Annotated in this window: 20 protein-coding genes; 10 read left to right on the top strand and 10 right to left on the bottom strand. The window is 63.7% G+C overall.

Annotated features, from left to right (window positions below):
• Nucleotides 1-142 precede the first annotated feature (142 nt).
• The 9 genes from J2X44_RS07215 (at nt 143) to J2X44_RS07175 (ending at nt 6,671) form a co-directional block, all read left to right on the top strand.
• Nucleotides 143-634 carry an SUF system Fe-S cluster assembly regulator gene (locus J2X44_RS07215; protein WP_310088847.1) on the top strand — a complete coding sequence of 164 codons (492 nt, stop codon included), beginning with the start codon at nt 143-145 and terminating at the stop codon, nt 632-634.
• 4 nt (nt 635-638) lie between these two features.
• Nucleotides 639-2,126 carry a Fe-S cluster assembly protein SufB gene (sufB, locus tag J2X44_RS07210; protein WP_310088846.1) on the top strand — a complete coding sequence of 496 codons (1,488 nt, stop codon included), beginning with the start codon at nt 639-641 and terminating at the stop codon, nt 2,124-2,126.
• Nucleotides 2,127-2,161: 35 nt separating this feature from the next.
• Nucleotides 2,162-2,524 carry a hypothetical protein gene (locus tag J2X44_RS07205; RefSeq protein ID WP_310088845.1) on the top strand — a complete coding sequence of 121 codons (363 nt, stop codon included), beginning with the start codon at nt 2,162-2,164 and terminating at the stop codon, nt 2,522-2,524.
• A 230-nt stretch (nt 2,525-2,754) separates the two neighbouring features.
• Nucleotides 2,755-3,018, top strand: coding sequence for a hypothetical protein (locus J2X44_RS07200; protein ID WP_310088844.1), 264 nt, complete (start codon nt 2,755-2,757; stop codon nt 3,016-3,018).
• Between the two features lie 123 nt (nt 3,019-3,141).
• A complete protein-coding gene (gene sufC, locus J2X44_RS07195; protein ID WP_310088843.1) occupies nt 3,142-3,885 on the top strand; it encodes a Fe-S cluster assembly ATPase SufC in 744 nt (247 codons plus the stop codon).
• Nucleotides 3,882-4,613, top strand: a complete 732-nt coding sequence (locus J2X44_RS07190) for a SufD family Fe-S cluster assembly protein (protein ID WP_310088842.1) — start codon at nt 3,882-3,884, stop codon at nt 4,611-4,613. The genes sufC and J2X44_RS07190 overlap by 4 nt, the downstream gene beginning before the upstream one ends.
• Nucleotides 4,614-4,702: 89 nt before the next feature.
• Nucleotides 4,703-5,848 carry a cysteine desulfurase gene (locus tag J2X44_RS07185; protein ID WP_310089346.1) on the top strand — a complete coding sequence of 382 codons (1,146 nt, stop codon included), beginning with the start codon at nt 4,703-4,705 and terminating at the stop codon, nt 5,846-5,848.
• Nucleotides 5,845-6,315, top strand: a complete 471-nt coding sequence (locus J2X44_RS07180; RefSeq protein WP_310088841.1) for an SUF system Fe-S cluster assembly protein — start codon at nt 5,845-5,847, stop codon at nt 6,313-6,315. Before J2X44_RS07185 ends, J2X44_RS07180 begins: the two co-directional genes overlap by 4 nt.
• Nucleotides 6,315-6,671 (top strand): iron-sulfur cluster assembly accessory protein, encoded by a 357-nt coding sequence (locus tag J2X44_RS07175; RefSeq protein ID WP_310088840.1) that lies wholly within the window; start codon nt 6,315-6,317, stop codon nt 6,669-6,671. Before J2X44_RS07180 ends, J2X44_RS07175 begins: the two co-directional genes overlap by 1 nt.
• Here J2X44_RS07175 and J2X44_RS07170 read toward each other — a convergent pair whose 3' ends face one another.
• The 3 genes from J2X44_RS07170 to J2X44_RS07160 form a co-directional block, all read right to left on the bottom strand.
• Nucleotides 6,672-7,388, bottom strand: coding sequence for an extensin family protein (locus J2X44_RS07170; protein WP_310088839.1), 717 nt, complete (start codon nt 7,386-7,388; stop codon nt 6,672-6,674).
• 63 nt (nt 7,389-7,451) lie between these two features.
• The gene (locus tag J2X44_RS07165; RefSeq protein WP_310088838.1) at nt 7,452-8,837 is read right to left on the bottom strand and encodes a cation:proton antiporter; all 1,386 of its coding nucleotides are present in this window, start codon (nt 8,835-8,837) and stop codon (nt 7,452-7,454) included.
• 160 nt (nt 8,838-8,997) lie between these two features.
• Nucleotides 8,998-10,392, bottom strand: coding sequence for a cytochrome P450 (locus tag J2X44_RS07160; protein WP_310088837.1), 1,395 nt, complete (start codon nt 10,390-10,392; stop codon nt 8,998-9,000).
• A gap of 198 nt (nt 10,393-10,590) precedes the next feature.
• Between J2X44_RS07160 and J2X44_RS07155 the strand changes: the two genes are divergently transcribed.
• Nucleotides 10,591-11,475: a hypothetical protein gene (locus tag J2X44_RS07155; protein WP_310088836.1), complete on the top strand. Its 885-nt coding sequence runs from the start codon at nt 10,591-10,593 to the stop codon at nt 11,473-11,475.
• A 10-nt stretch (nt 11,476-11,485) separates the two neighbouring features.
• Here the strand turns inward: J2X44_RS07155 and J2X44_RS07150 are convergent, their stop codons facing one another.
• The 7 genes from J2X44_RS07150 to J2X44_RS07120 all read right to left on the bottom strand — a co-directional run bounded on the left by J2X44_RS07150 (nt 11,486) and on the right by J2X44_RS07120 (nt 19,463).
• Complete coding sequence (locus J2X44_RS07150; protein ID WP_310088835.1) at nt 11,486-12,820, bottom strand: dicarboxylate/amino acid:cation symporter; 1,335 nt, start codon at nt 12,818-12,820, stop codon at nt 11,486-11,488.
• A 49-nt stretch (nt 12,821-12,869) separates the two neighbouring features.
• Entirely contained in the window at nt 12,870-14,222 is a 1,353-nt protein-coding gene (locus J2X44_RS07145; protein WP_310249227.1) for a dicarboxylate/amino acid:cation symporter, read from the bottom strand.
• Between the two features lie 98 nt (nt 14,223-14,320).
• Nucleotides 14,321-16,102 carry an SLC13 family permease gene (locus J2X44_RS07140; protein WP_310088833.1) on the bottom strand — a complete coding sequence of 594 codons (1,782 nt, stop codon included), beginning with the start codon at nt 16,100-16,102 and terminating at the stop codon, nt 14,321-14,323.
• 10 nt (nt 16,103-16,112) lie between these two features.
• Entirely contained in the window at nt 16,113-17,189 is a 1,077-nt protein-coding gene (aroC, locus tag J2X44_RS07135) for a chorismate synthase (RefSeq protein WP_310088832.1), read from the bottom strand.
• Complete coding sequence (locus J2X44_RS07130; RefSeq protein ID WP_310088831.1) at nt 17,186-17,560, bottom strand: VOC family protein; 375 nt, start codon at nt 17,558-17,560, stop codon at nt 17,186-17,188. Before J2X44_RS07130 ends, aroC begins: the two co-directional genes overlap by 4 nt.
• Nucleotides 17,560-18,387, bottom strand: coding sequence for an enoyl-ACP reductase FabI (fabI, locus tag J2X44_RS07125; RefSeq protein WP_310088830.1), 828 nt, complete (start codon nt 18,385-18,387; stop codon nt 17,560-17,562). Before fabI ends, J2X44_RS07130 begins: the two co-directional genes overlap by 1 nt.
• Complete coding sequence (locus J2X44_RS07120; RefSeq protein WP_310088829.1) at nt 18,384-19,463, bottom strand: YihY/virulence factor BrkB family protein; 1,080 nt, start codon at nt 19,461-19,463, stop codon at nt 18,384-18,386. The genes fabI and J2X44_RS07120 overlap by 4 nt, the downstream gene beginning before the upstream one ends.
• Nucleotides 19,464-19,466 lie beyond the last annotated feature (3 nt).

The following is a 19,466-nucleotide window of genomic DNA, read 5'->3' as shown; positions in this document are numbered from 1 at the left end:
TTTTTTTGGCGCAGCTTTTCTATCACCGCGTCCAAAGGGGCTTGCTTGCGCCGCGAGGACGGCGTGGCTATATAAGTGGAGTAATTTACTCCAGTTAAGAATCATTCGCAATTTGCGGACGATCGAGAGTCCAATAGTCCCAATGCGCCTGTCCAACCTTGCCGATTATGCCGTGGTGCTGATGAGCGCCGCCGCTCGCCAGTGCGGGTCGGTGCCGTTGCACGCCGCGATGCTGGCCGAACAGACGGGGATTCCCGGGCCGACAGCGCAAAAGCTGGTGAGTGGTCTCGCCCGCGCTGGCCTGCTCGTCGCCTCGCGCGGCAGCGGCGGCGGCGTGCGCCTCGCGCGGCCCGCGGCGGCGATCAGCGTCGCCGACATTATCGAGGCGGTCGAAGGACCGATCGCGCTGACCGCGTGCGTCGCCGAGGGACGGCATGACTGCTCGCTGGAAGGCAGCTGCAAGGTGCAGCCGCATTGGGGCGTCGTCAACGGCGCGGTGCGCGGGGCGCTGGCGGAGATCAGTTTGGCAAGTTTGACCGTCGCCCCCGCGAAGGCGGGGGGCGCTGGAGATTCTATGCCAGCGACGCAGAGCAAACCGACAGCGGCCCCCGCCCTCGCGGGAGCAACGAGTTAGAGATATGACCGAAAACACCGAACTCCCCGTGAAAGACCAGGCGGCGCATGATGCCGCGGCAAAGGTTGCCGACTATGAGCATGGCTGGTCCTCGACCATCGAGACCGACTTCGCGCCCAAGGGGCTGACCGAGGATACGGTCCGCTTCATTTCGGCAAAGAAGAACGAGCCCGAATGGATGCTCGACTGGCGGTTGAAGGCGTTCCGGCACTGGCAGACGATGGAGACGCCCGACTGGGCGAAGCTCAACGTGCCGCCGATCGATTACCAAGATGCGTACTATTACGCGGCGCCTAAGCCGAAGCCCAAGCTCGGTAGTCTCGACGAGGTCGATCCCGAAATCCTTGAGGTCTATAAAAAGCTCGGTATCCCGATCGAGGAGCAAAAGGTGCTCGCGGGGGTCGAGGGCGCGCGCAAGGTCGCGGTCGACGCGGTGTTCGACAGCGTCAGCGTCGCGACGACCTTTCGCGAGGAACTCAAGCGCGCCGGCGTGATCTTCCTGTCGATCAGCGAGGCGATCCGCGAGTATCCCGAGCTGGTGAAAAAGTGGCTCGGCAAAGTCGTGCCGATGCACGACAATTATTTTGCAACCTTGAACTGCGCGGTCTTTTCCGACGGCACCTTCGTTTATGTGCCCGAAGGCGTGCGCTGCCCGATGGAGCTCAGCACCTATTTCCGCATCAACGCCGAAAATACCGGGCAGTTCGAGCGGACATTGATCATCGCCGACAAGGGCGCTTATGTCTCCTATCTCGAAGGCTGCACCGCGCCGATGCGCGACGAAAACCAGCTCCACGCCGCGGTCGTCGAACTGGTGACGCTCGACGATGCCGAAATCAAATATTCGACGGTGCAAAACTGGTATCCCGGCAATGCCGAGGGGCTGGGCGGCATCTATAACTTCGTCACCAAGCGCGCGCTGTGCCAGGGCAAGCGCAGCAAGGTGTCGTGGACGCAGGTCGAGACCGGCAGCGCGGTGACGTGGAAATACCCCAGCTGCGTCCTCAACGGCGACGACAGCGTCGGCGAATTCTATTCGGTTGCGGTGACGAACAATTACCAGCAGGCCGACACCGGCACCAAGATGATCCACAATGGCAAGCGCACGCGGTCGACCATCGTCAGCAAGGGGATCAGCGCGGGCAAGTCGAACAACACCTACCGCGGCATCGTGCGCGTCGCACCCAATGCCGAGGGTGTGCGAAACTTCACCCAGTGCGACAGCCTGCTGCTGGGCTCGCTCAGCGGCGCGCACACGGTGCCATACATCGAAGTCCGCAACCCGACCGCGACCGTCGAGCATGAAGCGACGACGAGCAAAATCTCGGATGACCAGCTGTTCTACGCAATGCAGCGCGGGCTGAATGCCGAGGAATCGGTGGCGCTGATCGTCAACGGCTTTGCCAAGGAAGTGCTGCAACAGCTGCCGATGGAGTTCGCGGTCGAGGCGCAGAAGTTGCTGGGGATCAGCCTGGAAGGAAGCGTGGGATAATGCGCCTTGGTTTGGTAATTCCAGCGTGCTTGAGCTTGGCGCTGCTGTCGGCGTGCGGCGACGCTGGTTCGGCGAACGACGGCGGCTTGCTCGACACAGCGACGCTTGTCGAGCAATTGCCGCCGGAGGTTCGCGGTTCGGTCACCTCTTATGAGCGTGATCTGTTGAACGCCGCCGCCAGCTACAAAGCTGAATTCGGCCATTGGCCGGTCAGTTTTGCCGACGTTGCATCGGTGGCCGGTGCGCGCGAGGTGGCCGTCAACGTCCTGGCCGACGGCATTGGCGAACAGGTTCCTTTTTCCAGCCGCGAAACGGCGGAAAAGGCCGCCAACGCCATCATCGGCGCTGCCGAGCGGCGAATTTTGGATCAGATGAAAGCGCAAGATGCACGAAACTGAGCATCTCGCGGCTGTCGTGGGGGCCAAGCCAGTTGTGGTAGGGAAAGCGATTTCCGCTGCGCTGTCATATATGCCCCGAATTGAGACAATTCGCGCTGGATTCCAACGCAAGGTCGCGGCGAACGGGCCTGAATTAACTATAATTTCTGCCAGTCCGCATCCGGGGACATGGGAAATCACGCCCTTGTCATATTCTCGTCATCGGTTCGATTCGAACGGGAGGCGGGACGATGGCACGCGGTTTGGAATTCAACTGGTCGGACGCCGATCTGGTCGTGCATCCGGTGCAGGCGGTGACCGCCTATCCGACGCATCAGGGCGTCGTCATCCGGCAGCAGAAAAAATCGGAACGCGATCGCGACGAGGTGATCACGGTGCCGCATCACGCGGTGACCATGCTGATCCGCCGGCTCCAGTATCTGCAGAACACCAGCGTGATCAGCGTCGAAGAAGTCGCCAATTCGGAACTGGCGGAAATCTTCGCCGCCGAATAACCGCGCTGCGGCCCCGGCCCTTCGCGGGCCTTGCGCACCTCATCTGCCACCCACAGCACCTGCCCAACGTCGGCGCACCAATCGGCGCGCGCCGCGTTGCTTCATCCTGCCTGAAAGTCTGACATGCTGACGATTGAAAACCTGCACGCCACCGTCGCCGACAAGCCGATCCTGAAAGGCCTGTCGCTGACCATCCACGCGGGCGAAATTCATGCGATCATGGGGCCGAACGGCGCCGGCAAATCGACACTGTCTTATGTCCTTGGCGGACGGCCTGGTTATGACGTGACCGACGGGTCGGCGACCTTTGACGGCGCCGACCTGCTGGACATGGAACCGCACGAGCGCGCCGCGGCGGGACTGTTCCTGGGCTTCCAATACCCGGTCGAGATTCCCGGCGTTTCCAACGTCCAATTCCTGCGCGAGGCGCTCAACGCCCAGCGCCGTGCGCGCGGTGAGGAACCGCTGTCGGGCGGCGAGTTCCTGAAGGTCGCGCGCGAGAAAGCCGCGCTGCTCAAGATGGATATGGACATGCTCAAGCGCCCGGTGAACGTCGGCTTTTCGGGCGGCGAGAAAAAGCGCAACGAGATGGTGCAGATGGGGATCATCGATCCCAAGCTGGCGATCCTCGACGAGACCGACAGCGGTCTCGACATCGATGCGCTGCGCACCGTCGGCGACGGGATCAATGCGATCATGCGCCAGCCCGGCAAGGCGGTGCTACTGATCACCCACTATCAGCGCCTGCTCGACTATGTGAAGCCCGATTTCGTGCATGTGCTGGCCGCCGGGCGGATCGTGAAGTCGGGCGGGCCCGAACTGGCGCGTGAGCTGGAAGAACATGGTTATGCGGAGATTGCGGCTTGACCACGAGCGCCCTCCCCTCGCGCCGCGATGAAGCCTGGCGCTACGCCGACATCGACGCAGTCACTGCTGCCTGGCCGCTGCCCGCGCCGGATAGTATCGTCGTGCCCGCCGGCGGGCGCTTCGCGCGGGCGATCGTGCAGGATGTCGGCGGCGTCCAGCAGATCGCGATGAGCATCGGCAAGGGCGCGGTTGCTTCGCTCCATGTGCTCAACGTCGGCGGCGCCTATGGGCGCATCGAACTGGCGGTGACGCTGCACGAAGGCGCCGACTTCCACCTGGGCGCGGCACAGATCGGCGGCGGTGAACAGAATCTCGAGATCGTCACCACGGTGACCCATGCGGAACCCGGCGCGACGTCGCGGCAGGTGGTGCGGTCGGTGCTCGGCGGCACCGCGACCGGGACCTATCTGGGCAAGGTCGCGGTCGCGCGCAATGCGCAGCAGACCGACAGCGCGCAGGATGTGAAGGCGATGCTGCTCAACCGCAGCGCCACCGCCAACGCCAAACCCGAGCTCGAAATCTATGCCGACGATGTGAAATGCGCGCATGGCTGCGCGATCGGCGAATTGGACGCGATGGCCCTTTACTACCTCCAATCGCGCGGATTGCCGCCGAGCGAGGCGAAGAAGCTGATGTTGCAGGCCTTTGTCGCGGGGGTGTTCGACGGCGCGGAGGACGAGGCGCGATTGCAGCAACTGGCGCTGGCGAAGCTGGGGGAATTGGTGTGAGCGCCCTCACCTCCCCGTTTGTCCCGAGCGAAGTCGAGGGACGTGAAGCCCGGCGCCAGTTTGGCTCGACTGCGCTCGACACGAACGGAATCCGGGGGCATTTTCCGGGTCTTGCCGACAATTGGCACTATCTCGATACCGCCGCGACCGCTCAGAAGCCGCAGGCCGTCATCGACGCCACCGTCAACGCGATGGGCCGCGATTATGCGACCGTGCATCGCGGCGTTTATGCGCGTTCGGCCGACATGACGCTCGCCTATGAGGCAGCGCGGCGGCGGATTGCGGCCTTTGTCGGTGCCCGCGAGGATCAATGCGTGTTTGTGCGCGGGGCGACCGAAGCGATCAACCTCGTCGCTTACTCGCACCCGCGCAAAGGCCGCGTGCTGCTGTCGATGCTGGAACATCACAGCAATATCGTGCCGTGGCAGTTGGCGGGTTGGCAGGTCGATGTGTGCCCGCTCACCGCCGACGGGTGCATCGACCTCGACGCGGCGGGAAAGCTGTTGACGCCCGAACACACCATGGTCGCCTTTGCCCATGTGTCGAACGTGCTCGGCAGCCCGCTCGACGTCGCGCGCGCTGCCGCGTTGGCGCACCGCGTCGGCGCCGAATTGCTTATCGACGGCTGCCAGGCGGTGCCGCGGCTGCCGGTCGATGTCGCCGCGCTCGGCTGCGACTATTATGTGTTCTCGGGCCACAAACTTTATGGCCCCACCGGCATCGGCGTGCTGTGGAGCGACAAGCTCGACAGGCTGTCGCCATGGCAGGGCGGCGGGTCGATGATCGACCGAGTGACGTTCAACAAGACGACCTACGCCCCCGCCCCGACGCGGTTCGAGGCGGGAACGCCCGCGATAATCGAGGCGATCGGGCTGGCAGCGGCGGTCGATTATGTCGAGGCGATCGGCGTCGAGGCGATCCACGCACATGAAGCGGCGCTGGTCGGCACGCTGCGCGAGGCGCTGGCGCGGCGGAACAGCATCACGCTGTTCGGCCCTGAAAACAGCGCCGGAATCGTCAGTTTTGCAATGGCGGGGGTTCATCCGCACGACATCGGCACTATCTTGGACGAAAGCGGGGTCGCGATCCGCGCCGGGCACCATTGCGCCCAGCCGCTGATGGACCATCTGGGCGTGTCCGCGACGGCGCGCGCGAGTTTTGGCATGTACAGCAATGACGATGATGTGGCGGCGCTGATCGATGGCCTGTCGCGCGTCGAGAGGATTTTCGGATGAGTGAGGATCGGATGATCAAGGTGGAAGAAGTCACCAGCGTCGAAGCACCGCCCAAGGCGCGCGTCGAGGACGTCGAGACGGCCCCGGCGAAGCTCGAGCGCAAGCGCGACTATCTCGAAGGCTTCCTGGCCGCCAAGCCCGCGGCGGTGGACCCGCATGGTGTCGGCGGCGACCTGTATGAAGCCGTGATCAACGCGCTTAAGGATATTTACGACCCCGAGATCCCGGTGAACATCTATGACCTTGGCCTGATCTATAACGTCGAGATCGACGAAGGCCATGCAGTGGTCACGATGACGCTGACGACCCCGCATTGTCCGGTCGCGGAATCGATGCCCGCAGAGGTCGAACTGCGCGTCGGCGCGGTGCCTGGGGTCGGCGATGCCGAAGTCAATCTGGTCTGGGATCCGCCGTGGTCGCCCGCGAATATGAGCGACGAAGCACGGCTTGAGTTGGGAATGCTCTGATGACTGAAACCAAAACCCGCACTCGCCCCGCCGCGGTCACGCTGACGCCCAACGCCGAAGCGCGCGTCGCGGCGCTGATGGCGGCGGCCCCCGACGGCGCGATCGGGGTCAAGCTGTCGACCCCGCGCCGCGGTTGTTCGGGGCTCGCCTATTCGGTCGATTATGTGACCGACGAGCAGAAGTTCGACGAGAAGATCGAAACCCCTGGTGGCATTTTCTACATCGATGGCGCGTCGGTGCTGTACTTGATCGGCAGCGTCATGGACTGGGTCGAGGATGATTTTGCGGCCGGCTTCGTCTTCGAGAATCCGAACGCGAAGGGTGCCTGCGGCTGCGGCGAAAGTTTCACCGTCTGATCAGCGGCAGACCGACCACCCCGCCGTTCGTACCGCCATGTCGAAATGGAAATGGTCGGCATGGGCGGCATTATAGTCGGGTGACAGCACGGTGCTGAACAGGTCGCACGACCCGTCGCGGACATCGTGGAGAAACTCGCGGCGGACATCGGCGTCGGTCCAGTCGTCGATCAACGAAATGCGCGTCCCGTCGGCCAGAACGAATGCCGAAATATCGATCGCATTGGCGGTCGAATGTTGGCTTTGCGTCTGCCCGCCGCGGATGGCCCGGCAATTGTAGCTGCCCAGATTTTCGAGCGCGACGACCCGCTGCCCGAAATGCTTCTGCGCCATGGGCTGGACGACATCGCGATTCCATAGCGCCATCGCGATGGTCACGGCGCAACCCGGCGCGGCGTTGGCGGGGCGCGTCGTCGGCACAAATTTGTCGCCGGTCAGCACCAGCCGCTGCTCGGCGCGGCACACCCCTTCGCCCACCACCGGCCGCCGCAGATAGCGCGCACCGGCACGATCGAGCGCCGCGAAACAGGCGCTGGTGTCGCCGACCAGCCCGACCAGCTTGCGATGCGTCGCCCAGCCCTGTGGATGCGCGATCTCGAACCGGGCGGTCGGAATATGTTCGGGATGATCGCGCACCCACTGCATCCCGCGGATCGCGCCGAGGGTCAGCAGCACTGCGATGCCCAGCCAGATCAGATAGGGTCGAACGCTTTTCATGCGCCCCTATTGGCGCGCCGCGCCGCGCAGCACAATGGCGGTCGCGGGCTGGTCAGACGCAGATCAGGTCGGCCGCACTTTCAGCGTCTCTTCGGTTGGTGCTTCGCTGCCCAATGTCCCGAGTTCGCCCGCGGCGCGCGCCTTACGGCCATAGACGATTTCGAACAACGGCCCCGCCATCACCGTGGTGACGATCGCCATCAGCACCATGATTGCGAACAGCGTCGGCCCGATGATCCCCTTTTGCAGGCCGATGTTGATGATGATCAGTTCCATCAGCCCGCGCGCGTTCATCAGCGCCCCGATGCCGAGCGCAGTGCGATTATCCTCGCCCGCCAGCCGCGCGGCAAGCCAGCACGCGCCAAACTTCGCCGCAATCGACACCAGCAGGATGACGAGCGCAAGTCCCAGCAGCGACAGGCTGTTCACCGTGCTGAGCTGGGTGTTGAGGCCCGAGTAGGTGAAAAAGACCGGCACCAGCAGAATCGTGATCGGCCCGACCTTGCGCTTGATTTCTTCGGTCAGCTTGCCGCGCGGCATACAGACGCCCAGGATGAAGCCACCGAACACCGCATGGATCCCCGCGGCGTCCATCACAAAGGCGCACAGGGCAAACAGCATCAGCACGATCGACAGCATCGTGTCGCTCATCTCGCCGCGCGCCTCGACCGCGCGGCCCAGCGGGATCAACAGCCGCCGTCCGAAAAAATACATGAACGCGGCAAACCCCAACCCGCCGATAATCGCCAACATGGCGATGCCGGGGCCGCCCCCAAAGGTCGCCAGCACGATCGCCAGCACGCACCATGACACCGCATCGTCGAACGCCCCCGCCGTCAGCGTCAGCGTGCCCAGCGACGTGTTCGCCAGCCCGCGTTCGTTGATGATCCGCGCCAGCATCGGAAAGGCGGTGAGCGCGATGCACGCGCCCATGAACAACGTCGCGCTGCCCTGTCCCAGCCCCTCGGCAAACAGGCCGGGGATATCGAGCAGGAACGGCGTGATCAGCGCGGCGAACATGAACGGGGCCACGATCCCGGCCACCGAAACACCGACCGCGCTTTTCGCCTTGGACTGGAAATGGTCGAGCCGCAGCGTCGTGCCGACCAGAAACATGTAGAGTCCGACCCCGACCTGCGCGCCGACATAGAGGATGTTGCGCGTTTCCTTGGGGAATAACGCCGCCTGAAGGTCAGGAAAAATCAGCCCGAATAGCGACGGGCCGAGCAGCACCCCGGCGATCATCTCGCCCACCACTTGCGGTTGGCCGAGGAACTTCTGCGCCGCCCAACCGACGACACGGCAGACCAGCAGGATCACCGCGATCTGCAGGAAGAAGTGGATGCTGTAGTCGGTCGGGGTGTAGCTTTGTGCCGCAGTCACGGCGGGACCATGCGCGCCCAATATGTCGCCGACGGTTTGGAACAGATCGTTCAGCATGTCGGTCATCGCTCACCCTCCCCGCAGCGCCGAGTCGTCGCCCGCCTACCGCTGTTCGCTTGTCTCCCCACGGTCGATGCGGAGCAATCGGGCATACGTATACCGGAATGTGAACGCTAACAATATCGGAAACCGGCGGCGGGCCTGAAAATGTGGGGCAATGGTCCGGTCAGGTCAGCGGGACAAAACTGACCATCAGCCCGTCCTTTGGGCGCGGGATCGGCAGCACCTGCCATTTCGGCTCATAGCCGTCGGCGACGACGATGCGGTGGGTGGTGATGACATGGTGGAAAAAGATCTTTGCCTGCATGTAGGCGAAGTGCAGCCCCAGGCACATATGCGCGCCGCCGCCGAACGGCACCCACGCATATTTGTGCCGCTCGCGCGCGACCTCGGGCGAAAAGCGCATCGGGTCGAACTTGTCGGGCTGCGGCCAATGCTCCTCCATCATATGGGTAAAGGCGGGGCTGACCCCGACCGACGTCCCGGCCGGGATGCGATAGCCACCATATTCGAAATCCTTGAGCGCGCGGCGCGGGAAACTCGGCACCGGGGGGACCAGGCGCAGCGATTCCTTGAACGCCCATTCGGTCATTTCCAGCTCGCCCAGGCTGTTGTGCCCGACGCCTTCGCCCGCCGGCGACACCGCGAGCATCTCTTCGCGCAGCTTGTCCTGCCATTCGGGGTGCTTGGCGAGCATCCACACCATCGAGGTGATCGAGCTGGTGATGGTGTCGTGCGCCGCCATCATCAGGAAGTTCATATGATCGACGATCGCCTCGGCGCTCATATATTCGCCATTCTCGTCGCGGGCGCGGCAGATCTGGCTAAAAATATCCTCGCCTGTCCCCTCGCGACGTTCGGGCACCATGCGCCCGAAATATTCGACCAGATAGGCGCGGCCCTTGGCGCCGCGCCCCATCGCGGTGAACGGCATCGGCACCCGGACGACGCCAATCGACGCCTGCACCATGTCGACAAAGGCCTTATTCACCTTGTCAGCCTCGGGACCGAAGGGGATGCCGAGGAAGCTGGTGGCCGCCAGATCGAGCGTCAGCTTCTTGATCGCCGCATAAAATTGGAACGTCTTGCCGCTCCACGACGCGACGCGGTCCTTGATCCCGTCGTTCAGCGCCTCGGCATAATGGCGCATCGGTTCGGGCTTGAACGCGATCGACAGTATCTTGCGGTCGGCGCGGTGCTTTTCGAAATCCATCAGCATCAGCCCGCGCGGGAACAGCAGGTTGAGCACCGGCCCCCAGCCCTGTTCGGACGAGAAGATTTTCTCGCGGTCGAACATCACCAGCTCGTTCGCTTCGGGACCGTGCAGCGCCACGCTGCGCCCGCCAAAGCTGTTGTTGCGATAGACGCGGCCATATTTCGCGACCATCCGCTGCGTAAAACCGCGATAATCGCCCAGCTGTTCGAGCGTGTTGCCGATCACCGGATAGCCATCCTCGCCTGGGATATGGTCCAGCGCCTCGTCGGGATTACGCGGCAGCCAATGCTGCGTTTCGGGGCCAAAACGGGCTTCGGGCCATTTGATATTGGTCGGCGCGTTCATCGGATCATACCCTCGGTCGTGCTGTTTCGGCCCCATGCGTAACGCACTACTGACAGCGATGCAAGTAACGCCATGGCGCTGCTCCGACACCATTCACCGCAAATTCAACTCGACTCGGGCAGCGTCGCGCCCAAGATGACCGCTAGACCCCGACGCGGCTTTTAAGGAACGCTAATGCCCCTCACGTTCAGGCGCCCCTTGTCCATCGCCCTCGGCGCGATCACGGCGACAACGCTCGGCGGCTGCTATTACGGCGACGTCTATGGCACCAGCTACGCATCGGGCGGCGATTGCGCGGCGCGCTACGGCAGCACCTATTACGACTATGACGGTTATGCCTATGACGACGGCTATGGCTATGATTGCTATGATGCGTCGGATTATGGCGGCGGCTTCGTCAACATCGGCTTTGGCGGCGGCTGGTACGACGATTATTATTACCCCGGTTACGGCCTGTGGATGTTCGACAATTATCGCAACCGGTATCCGCTGCGCGACCGTTACCTGAACTATTGGGGCGGCCGCCGCGCCTGGTGGAAACATCATGGTGGACGCGGCGATGGCCAGCCGGGCCGCCCCGGCGGATGGCACCGCGGCGATAGCGACGGCCGTCCCGGTGATGGACGTCCGGGCCGCCCCGGCGGCTGGAACCGCGGTGACCGCAATGATAGTGATGGCCCTCGCGGGACACGCCCCGGACGCGGGCCCGGCGACGGCAATGGTGGCACACCGCCGGTCAGCGGCAATCCCGGCCGTCCCGATTGGACCAGCGGCCGTCCACGTCCCGAACCGCAAAATGGCGTCGGTCGTCCGCGTCCGATCCGTAACCTGCCTGCGACCGAGCCGGGCGAGATATTTTCGGCTCCGCGACCGGGCGCGGACATCCGGCGCCCCGCGCGCGCCGATCGGCCTGCGCCGGTGGTCCGCCAGCCCCCCACGGCGCAGTCGGCCCCGCCGGTTCGCGCCGCACCGCGGCCCGCCGCAGCCCCGCCGCGCGCTGCCCCGCCGCCCGCCGCGGCGCCTGAACCCCGCCCGGCCCCGGTAAGCCGCGCCGACCGCCAAAACAAGGTACGCGAAGACTAACCTGCCAACACTAGGAAGTGGACGCCGCGGACGGCGATTCGGCTTCGTCTGCCACGCCCGCCGACACCACCGTCGCGGCGACCAGATCGCCGATGACATTGAGCGTCGTGCGGCACATATCGAGGAAGCGGTCGACGCCCAGGATCAGTCCGATCCCCTCAGGTGGGATGCCGACCGACGCCAGGATCAGCGCAATCACCGGCAGCGATCCCGCCGGTACTCCGGCAGTGCCAATGCCGCCCAATATGCAGATCAGCATCACGAAAATCTGCTGCGTCAGCGTCAGGTCGATGCCAAAAAATTGCGCGAGGAAGATCACCGTCACCCCCTCGAACATCGCAGTGCCATTCTGGTTCGCGGTCGCGCCGATGGTCAGCACAAAGCGCGCGACCCGGTCGGGCAGATGCAACCGGTCGTGCGCGACACGCAGCGCGGTCGGCAAGGTCGCGTTCGACGACGCGGTGGCAAAGGCCATGACAAAGGCCTCCTGCGTCTCGCGAAAAAAGGCGACCGGCGATTTCTTCGCCAGTGTCTTCAGGATGATCGGGAACACCACGAACATCTGAAGCGCGAGCGCCAGCAGCACGACCCCGACAAAGGCCGACAGGCGGATGATCAGCTCCCACCCGAACTGCGACGCCAGATTGAACATGAAACAGAAGATCGCGATCGGCGCGAGTTGAATGACCAGCCCGATCAGCTTCATCGCGACGGCGAACACGCCCTCGACCACCGACTTGAGCGCCGCGGTTTGCGGTGTTTGCACCAGCATCAGCCCGACGCCAAAGAACAGCGCGAAGAACATCACCGCCAGCACGTCGTTAGCGCTCATCGCGGCGACGAAATTATCGGGGACGATGGCGACGACGGCGTCCATGCCGGTCTTGGCTTCGCCCGCCCGCTCGGTGATCGCCTTCGCGCCCTCCGCCCCCTCGGCGATCAGGCTGCGCGCCAGCGCCGGATCGACCCCTGCTCCCGGTTGGAGCAGGTTGACGACGAGCAGGCTGACCGCGACCGAAATCGCCGCCACGATTACGGTATAGATCAAGGTGCGGACGCCGATGCTTTTCAGCGCGCGCATCTCGCCCATATCGGCGACCCCGACGATCAGCGCCGACACCAGCAACGGAATGACGAGCATGAACAGCAGGCGCAGGAATATCTGGCCGAGCGGCCCGGTGACATAGGTGGTAATCGCCGCGACCCAAGAAGCGTCGGGCGCGCCATAGTGGACCGCCAGCCCGACAATCAGCCCGGCAAGAAACCCCACCAGCATCCGCCATCGCAACCGGCGCGCGCGCACGGCGTCCCGGTCTGCTTCATCGATCGCGGCGGCCTCGGCCATGGCTCAGCTCCCTTGCTCGCCCCCAATTGGGCGGCCGGAACGCTGACGATTATGCGTTGTCGGCCGCTGGCTTGTTTTCGCCGTCCCCCATGTCATCACGAAGATCGAGCCCGCGGGTTCCATGGTGCGGCGTATGCGCCGGCGCATGCGGCCGTTCGGCATCGGCGGGTTCGGGTACTTCGAGCATACCCTCCCACTTGGTAATCACGCTGGTCGCCACCGCGTTGCCAACGACATTGGTCGCGGTGCGGCCCATGTCGAGGAACTGGTCGATCGCCAAAATGATCGCCACGCCCTCGACCGGCAGGCCGAATTGCGCCAGCGTGCCCGTGATGACGACCAGGCTGGCGCGCGGCACCGCGGCGATGCCCTTGGAACTGATCATCAGCGTCAGCAGGATCAGCACCTGGGTGCTGATCGACAGGTCGATGCCATAAGCCTGCGCGATAAAGATCGTCGCAAAGCTCATATACATCATCGAACCGTCGAGGTTGAAGCTGTAGCCCAAAGGCAGCATGAAGCCCGAAATGCGGCGCGGCACTCCGAACCGGTCAAGCTGTTCGAACATCTTGGGCAGCGCGGCTTCCGACGAGGCGGTCGAAAAGGCAATCAGCAACGGCTCGCGAATATAACGGATCAGCGTCCAGATGCGCTGGCGCAGGAACCCCCAGCCGATCGTCAGCAAGATGATCCACAGCAAGAACAGCGAGATATAGAATTCGACCAGCAGTTCGAAATAGGTCGCGAGGATGCCAAGCCCGCTTTTTGCGACGACATTGGCGATCGCCCCAAACACTGCGAATGGCGCAAAGCGCATCACATAGCCGGTGATCTGCAACATCATTTCGGCCAGCGCGTCGGCGCCGCGTACCAAGGCCGAGCCCTTTTCGCCAATCGCCGACAAGGCGACCCCGGCAAAAATCGAAAAGACCAGGATCTGCAGAATATTGTTCGCCGCCAACGCCTCCAGCGCGTTTTTGGGGAAGATCGACAGGGTGAATTCCCAGGCGTCGAGTTTCTTTACCTCGCCCACCATCTTGGCCGCCTCCGCCGCGTCGGGGATCGGCGCGCCGATGCCAGGCTGGAACAGGTTGACCATGAGCAGGCCGAGCGCGATCGAGATGAAGCTGGCGGTGATGAACCAGATGATCGCGCGCGTGCCGATGCGCCCAAGCGCGCTGCTGTCGCCCATGTTCGCGATGCCGACGACGATCGTCGACAGCACCAGCGGCGCGACGAGCAGCTTGATCAGATTAAGGAAAATGTCGGACAGCAGCTTGAACGTCTTGGTCAGATATTCGAACCACGGTTGGTCAGCGGCCACGCCAATGTGGACCGCGTAACCCACGACCACGCCGAGTGCCATGCCAGCCAATATATACCAAGTCAGCTTGCGGTCCATGCGGCCGTCCCCCTCGAAATTCTTAATGAATGGCGCGCTGTTGCGGACCCGTTATGGGCACCCTTTGAGCCGCCACAGCGCGCATCGTCAAGGGCGCGTCACGTCATGAAAACGACGATGGCGAAACAGGTCGAAACGCCGGTGATGATGTTGAGCGGCACGCCGATCCTGACGAAGTCGATGAAGCGATAATCGCCCGCGGCATAGACGATGGTGTTCGTCTGGTATCCGATCGGCGTCGCAAAGCACGCCGACGCGCCGATCATCAGCGCGATCAGCAATGGCCGCGGATCGACCCCAAGCTCGCTGGCGATCGCCAGCGTCACCGGCGTCATCAACGCCGCAACTGCATTGTTGCTGAGCAGTTCGGACAGGATCAGGGCAAAGAAATAGATACCGAAAATCAGCACCCATGACGGCGCATCGGCAAGCGACGGCTTGACCCAGCCGACCATCATGGCGACCGCGCCGCTGTTCTCTAGCGCCAGGCCGACCGCGAGCATCGCAAAGATCAGGATCAGCACGTCGCCGTCGATCGTCCCCCACGCCTCTTCGCTGTCGATGCAGCGGGTGACCAGGATGACCCCGATCGCGATGATCGCGGCGACGCCGATCGGCAAAATATCGAGCGCGGCGAGGGTGACGACCGATGCCATGCACAGGATCGCGATCCACGCCTTGCTGCGCCGGAACGCCCGCACCTTCGCCAGATCGGCGCCGATCAGATGCGGATTGTCGCGCAGCGCCTCGACCTCGCGCGGGCCGCCCGCGACGAGCAGACGGTCAGCGGGGCGGATGCGGACGCTGGCCAGGTCCGGCCCGGGCTCGTGCGCGGGCCTGTCGAGGCCGATGATCCGCGCGCGGATTTTCTGCAGAAACGGAATGTCGATCAACCGCTGACCGATCGCCGGGTGGTTCGATGCGACCATCGTTTCGACGACCATGTCGCCTTCGGCCGCTTCGCCGCTGCCGATGCCGAGCCGGAAACGCCCCTGTTCGCGCCACGTCATCAGGCTGGCGCCGTCGACACGGACGATCAGCCGGTCACCGGGGGCGAGAATCCAGTGTTCCAGATCGCTGCCATGAACCACCGCCGATGCGCGGCGGATGCCGACGATCCGCCCCGACCGCGGCAGGTCACCGAATGCCTCGACTGTCATGCCGACCAGTTCGTCGTCGTCATCCAGCACCAGTTCGGTCAGATATTGATGCGCGTCGTGCGTCCCCGCCGGTCCCTTGACCGGCTTGTCCGACGGCAACAGCCACCACATCAGCGCCAGGCCGACCATGCCCGACGCCGCGGTGACCAGTCCGATCGGGGTAATCTCGAAAATCCCGAAGCGTTCCATGCCCGCATCGCGCACGATGCCGTCGACGACCAGATTGGTCGAGGTGCCGATCAGGGTCAGCGTCCCGCCGAGCACCGCGGCGATCGACAGCGGCATCAACAGTTTTTTGGCGCTCACCCCAGTCACTTCGGCGAGCTTGAGCATGATCGGCAACAGCACGACGACGACCGGGGTGTTGTTCAGAAACGCCGATGCAACCAGTGCGCCGACCAGCACCTCGGCGATCGCAAGGCGTGGATATTTTTCGGCGCGCTTCATGATCGCATCGGCGACCCGCTGAATCACCCCGGTGCGGATCAGCGCCCCCGACAGCACAAACATCGCGCCGATGACGATCGGCGCCGAGTTCGAGAACACCGAATACACCGCGTCGCCATCAAGGATGCCGAGCGCGAGATAGATGCAGGCACCGACGACCGCGATCACCGTCGCGGGCAGGCGTTCCAGCATGAAGCCAACAAAGATGCCGATCAGAATGATCAGCGCGATGACAGCCTGGTGCGTTTCGATGAACGTGCGGATAAACTCCATTACCGTCGCATCACTCGCATTGCGCGCGGTGGAGCAGTTTGTGATCGGCCAGCACAAGCGCCATCATCGCCTCGACCACCGGAGCGCCGCGGATACCGACACAGGGATCGTGACGGCCCTTGGTAACGATGTCGGCGGCCTCGCCCGCCCGATTGATCGTCGGCACCGGGGTCAGGATTGAGCTGGTCGGTTTGAACGCGACGCGGACGACGACGGGCTGGCCCGTCGAGATGCCGCCGGCGATGCCGCCCGCGTTGTTGGACAGGAAATCGGGACGGTTGCTGCCGTCGGTGGCGGGGCGCATCGGGTCGGCATTTTCTTCGCCGCGCAGCCGCGCCGCGGTGAAACCCGCGCCAATCTCGACGCCCTTGACCGCATTGATCCCCATCATCGCGGCAGCAAGGTCGCTGTCGAGCTTGGCATAGATCGGGGCGCCCCAACCCGCCGGAACGCCGCTCGCGGCACATTCGATGACCGCGCCGAGCGAACTGCCCGCCTTGCGCGCGGCATCCATCAGGCCTTCCCAACGCTGCGCCGCGGCAGGATCGGGACAGAAAAAGGGATTGCGATCAATTTCTTCGAGGTCGAAGTTCGCAGGGTCGATCGCATCGCCGCCGATTTCGGCAACCCAGGCGTGGATTTGCACTTCGGGGATGACCAGCCGCGCGACGCCGCCCGCCGCGACCCGCGCCGCGGTCTCGCGCGCGCTCGACCGCCCGCCACCGCGATAGTCGCGGATCCCATATTTGGCATCATAGCTATAGTCGGCGTGGCCGGGGCGGTAGGCCTGCGCGATCTCGCCATAATCCTTCGACCGCTGATCGACATTGTCGATCAGCAGGCTGATCGGGGTGCCGGTGGTCTTGCCTTCGAAGGTGCCGGAAAGAATGCGGACCTGATCGGGTTCCTGGCGCTGCGTCGTGTGGCGCGACTGGCCGGGGCGGCGTTTATCGAGGAACGGTTGAATGTCGGCTTCGGACAAAGACAGCCGCGGCGGGCAGCCGTCGACGACGGCACCCAGCGCAGGGCCATGGCTCTCCCCCCAAGTCGTGAAGCGAAGAACGCGCCCGAAGCTGTTGAAACTCATCTTCCCCGCGCCACCCTGTCCATAAATTCGATCCGGTTGCCAAAAGGGTCTTCGGTAAAAAAGCGATAGCGCCCATCGACCGGACTGTCATCTTCGGTCGCATGGCCAGCCGCTTCGATCCGGTGCCGCAGCGAGACCAAGTCATCAGTCGCCAGCGCAACATGCGCTTTTTTCGCTGCGCGAAAATCGGCCTCAACCCCAACGTGCAATTGCTGCGCGCCGATCTGGAACCAGCATCCCCCGCGCGCCGCCATCTCCGGCGGCTTCGCCAGTTCAGTCAGACCCAGGACCACGCCATAAAAAACCCGCGCTGCTTCCTCTCGGCCGACCGGAATCGCTATCTGGACATGGTCAAGGGCGAGATCGAACATCACACCAACGCAATGTCCGGCGCATCTTCCTGCTTCATCCCGACCGTATGGTATCCTGCATCGACATGATGCGTCTCGCCGGTAACCCCTGACGCCAGATCGCTGAGCAGATACAGCGCCGAACCGCCGACATCGTCGATCGTGACGTTGCGGCGCAGCGGCGCATTATGCTCGTTCCATTTCAGGATCAGGCGAAAATCACCGATGCCCGATGCGGCCAGCGTCTTGATCGGCCCCGCCGAAATCGCGTTCACGCGCACCCCCTGCGGCCCATAATCATTGGCAAGATATTTGACGCTGGTTTCCAGCGCCGACTTTGCGACACCCATGACGTTGTAATGCGGGATAACCTTTTCAGCGCCATAATAGCTGAGCGTCAGCATCGACCCGCCGCCCTTGCCGGTTTCGGGATCGAACGGCGTCATCATCGCCGCCGCGCGCTTCGCTACCGCGGTAAAGCTGTACACGCTGATGTTCATCGTCATCAGGAAGTCGTCGAGCGTCACATCGGCATAATGGCCGCGCAGTGCCTCCTTGTTGGTGTAGCCGATCGCGTGAACGACGAAGTCGATCGTCGGCCAGCGGTCGCTCAGCGTTGCAAAGGCCGCGTCGAGGTTGTCCATGTCGGCGACGTCGCAATCGATCAGGAAATCGCAGCCGAGTTCGTCGGCGAGCGGCTTCACCCGCTTCAGCATCACGTCACCCTGGTAGGAAATCGCGAGCTCAGCGCCATGCGCGTGCAGCGCCTTGGCGATGCCCCACGCCAGCGACTTGTCGTTGGCGAGCCCCATGATCAGCCCGCGCTTGCCCTTCATCAGACCCGTCATTGTTCTTCTCCGGCCTTTGCCAATATTACATCGTCGATGCGCCCAATAGCGTCGTGGCCCAAATCCTCAACCTCGACGAGCGCGGCGTTGAGTTCGGCGCCCATCACCATACCCAATCCGACCAGATAGAAAAAGAACAGCGCGACCATCACACCCGCCAGACTGCCATAGGTCGCGTCATAGCTGAGCAGGCTGGCAAGCAGCGGCGGCAGCGCGAGCGTAACGCCGATCCACCACAGCGTGGTGAACAGTGCCCCCGGCCATTTCGGGCATTGCTTGAGCCGCCGGTATTTCGACGGGGTGAGGCTGTAGAACAGCATATAGATGGCGAGGAACAGGCCCAGCCCCGACACGCCGCGCGAAATCGCGACCACACCGACCGCCTGATATTGTTCGGGTAGTACGCGGCTGACGAACTGTTCGACCCCGACGATCAGCACCTGCATGCTGAACGACAGCAGCATCAGCACGACGGCGCCGGTGATGATGCCGATCGACAGCAGCCGGTAATGGAAAAAGCCCTTGCTGAAATGGGTTCCATAGGCGCGGCGCAAGATGTCGCGCACCGTTTCGATCAGGCTGCCCACGGTCCACAGCGCGACCAGCGCGCCGAGCCAGAGAAAAATTCCCGTGCGCGCGCTCATCACTTCACGGATCGGGCCTGACAAGGCACTGGCGACCGACGGCGGCATGGTCGAGAACACCGCCTCGATCGCCGCCTCGCCGCCGACGCTGCCGCCGATCAGCGAAAAGGCCGCGGCGAGCAGGATGAAGAAGGGAAACAGCGCGATCAGCGCCAGATAGGCAAGATTGCCGGCGTGGATAAAGCCGTCGGTATAGGTGCCAACGACGACGCGGCGGACGATATGAAAGGCGCGGGTGCCCGGGCCGAGCCGCTGGCGCCCGGCATCGAAAACCCCCTGCGCCCGCGCGCGCAGCTTGATCCGCTTGGCGCGTTCGGCGCGCGCTTCGGGCGAATGCGGCGAGTGCCCCTCGGCCAGAAACTCCTTGCCGACCTCTTCGGCGACCTGTCTGGCCAGCGCGTCGGCCGCCTGTTGGTCAGTCGCGTTAGTCACGCA

The sequence above is a fragment of the Sphingopyxis sp. BE259 genome, from assembly GCF_031457495.1.
Lineage (GTDB): Bacteria > Pseudomonadota > Alphaproteobacteria > Sphingomonadales > Sphingomonadaceae > Sphingopyxis.
This window is presented reverse-complemented; position numbering and strand designations above follow the sequence as displayed.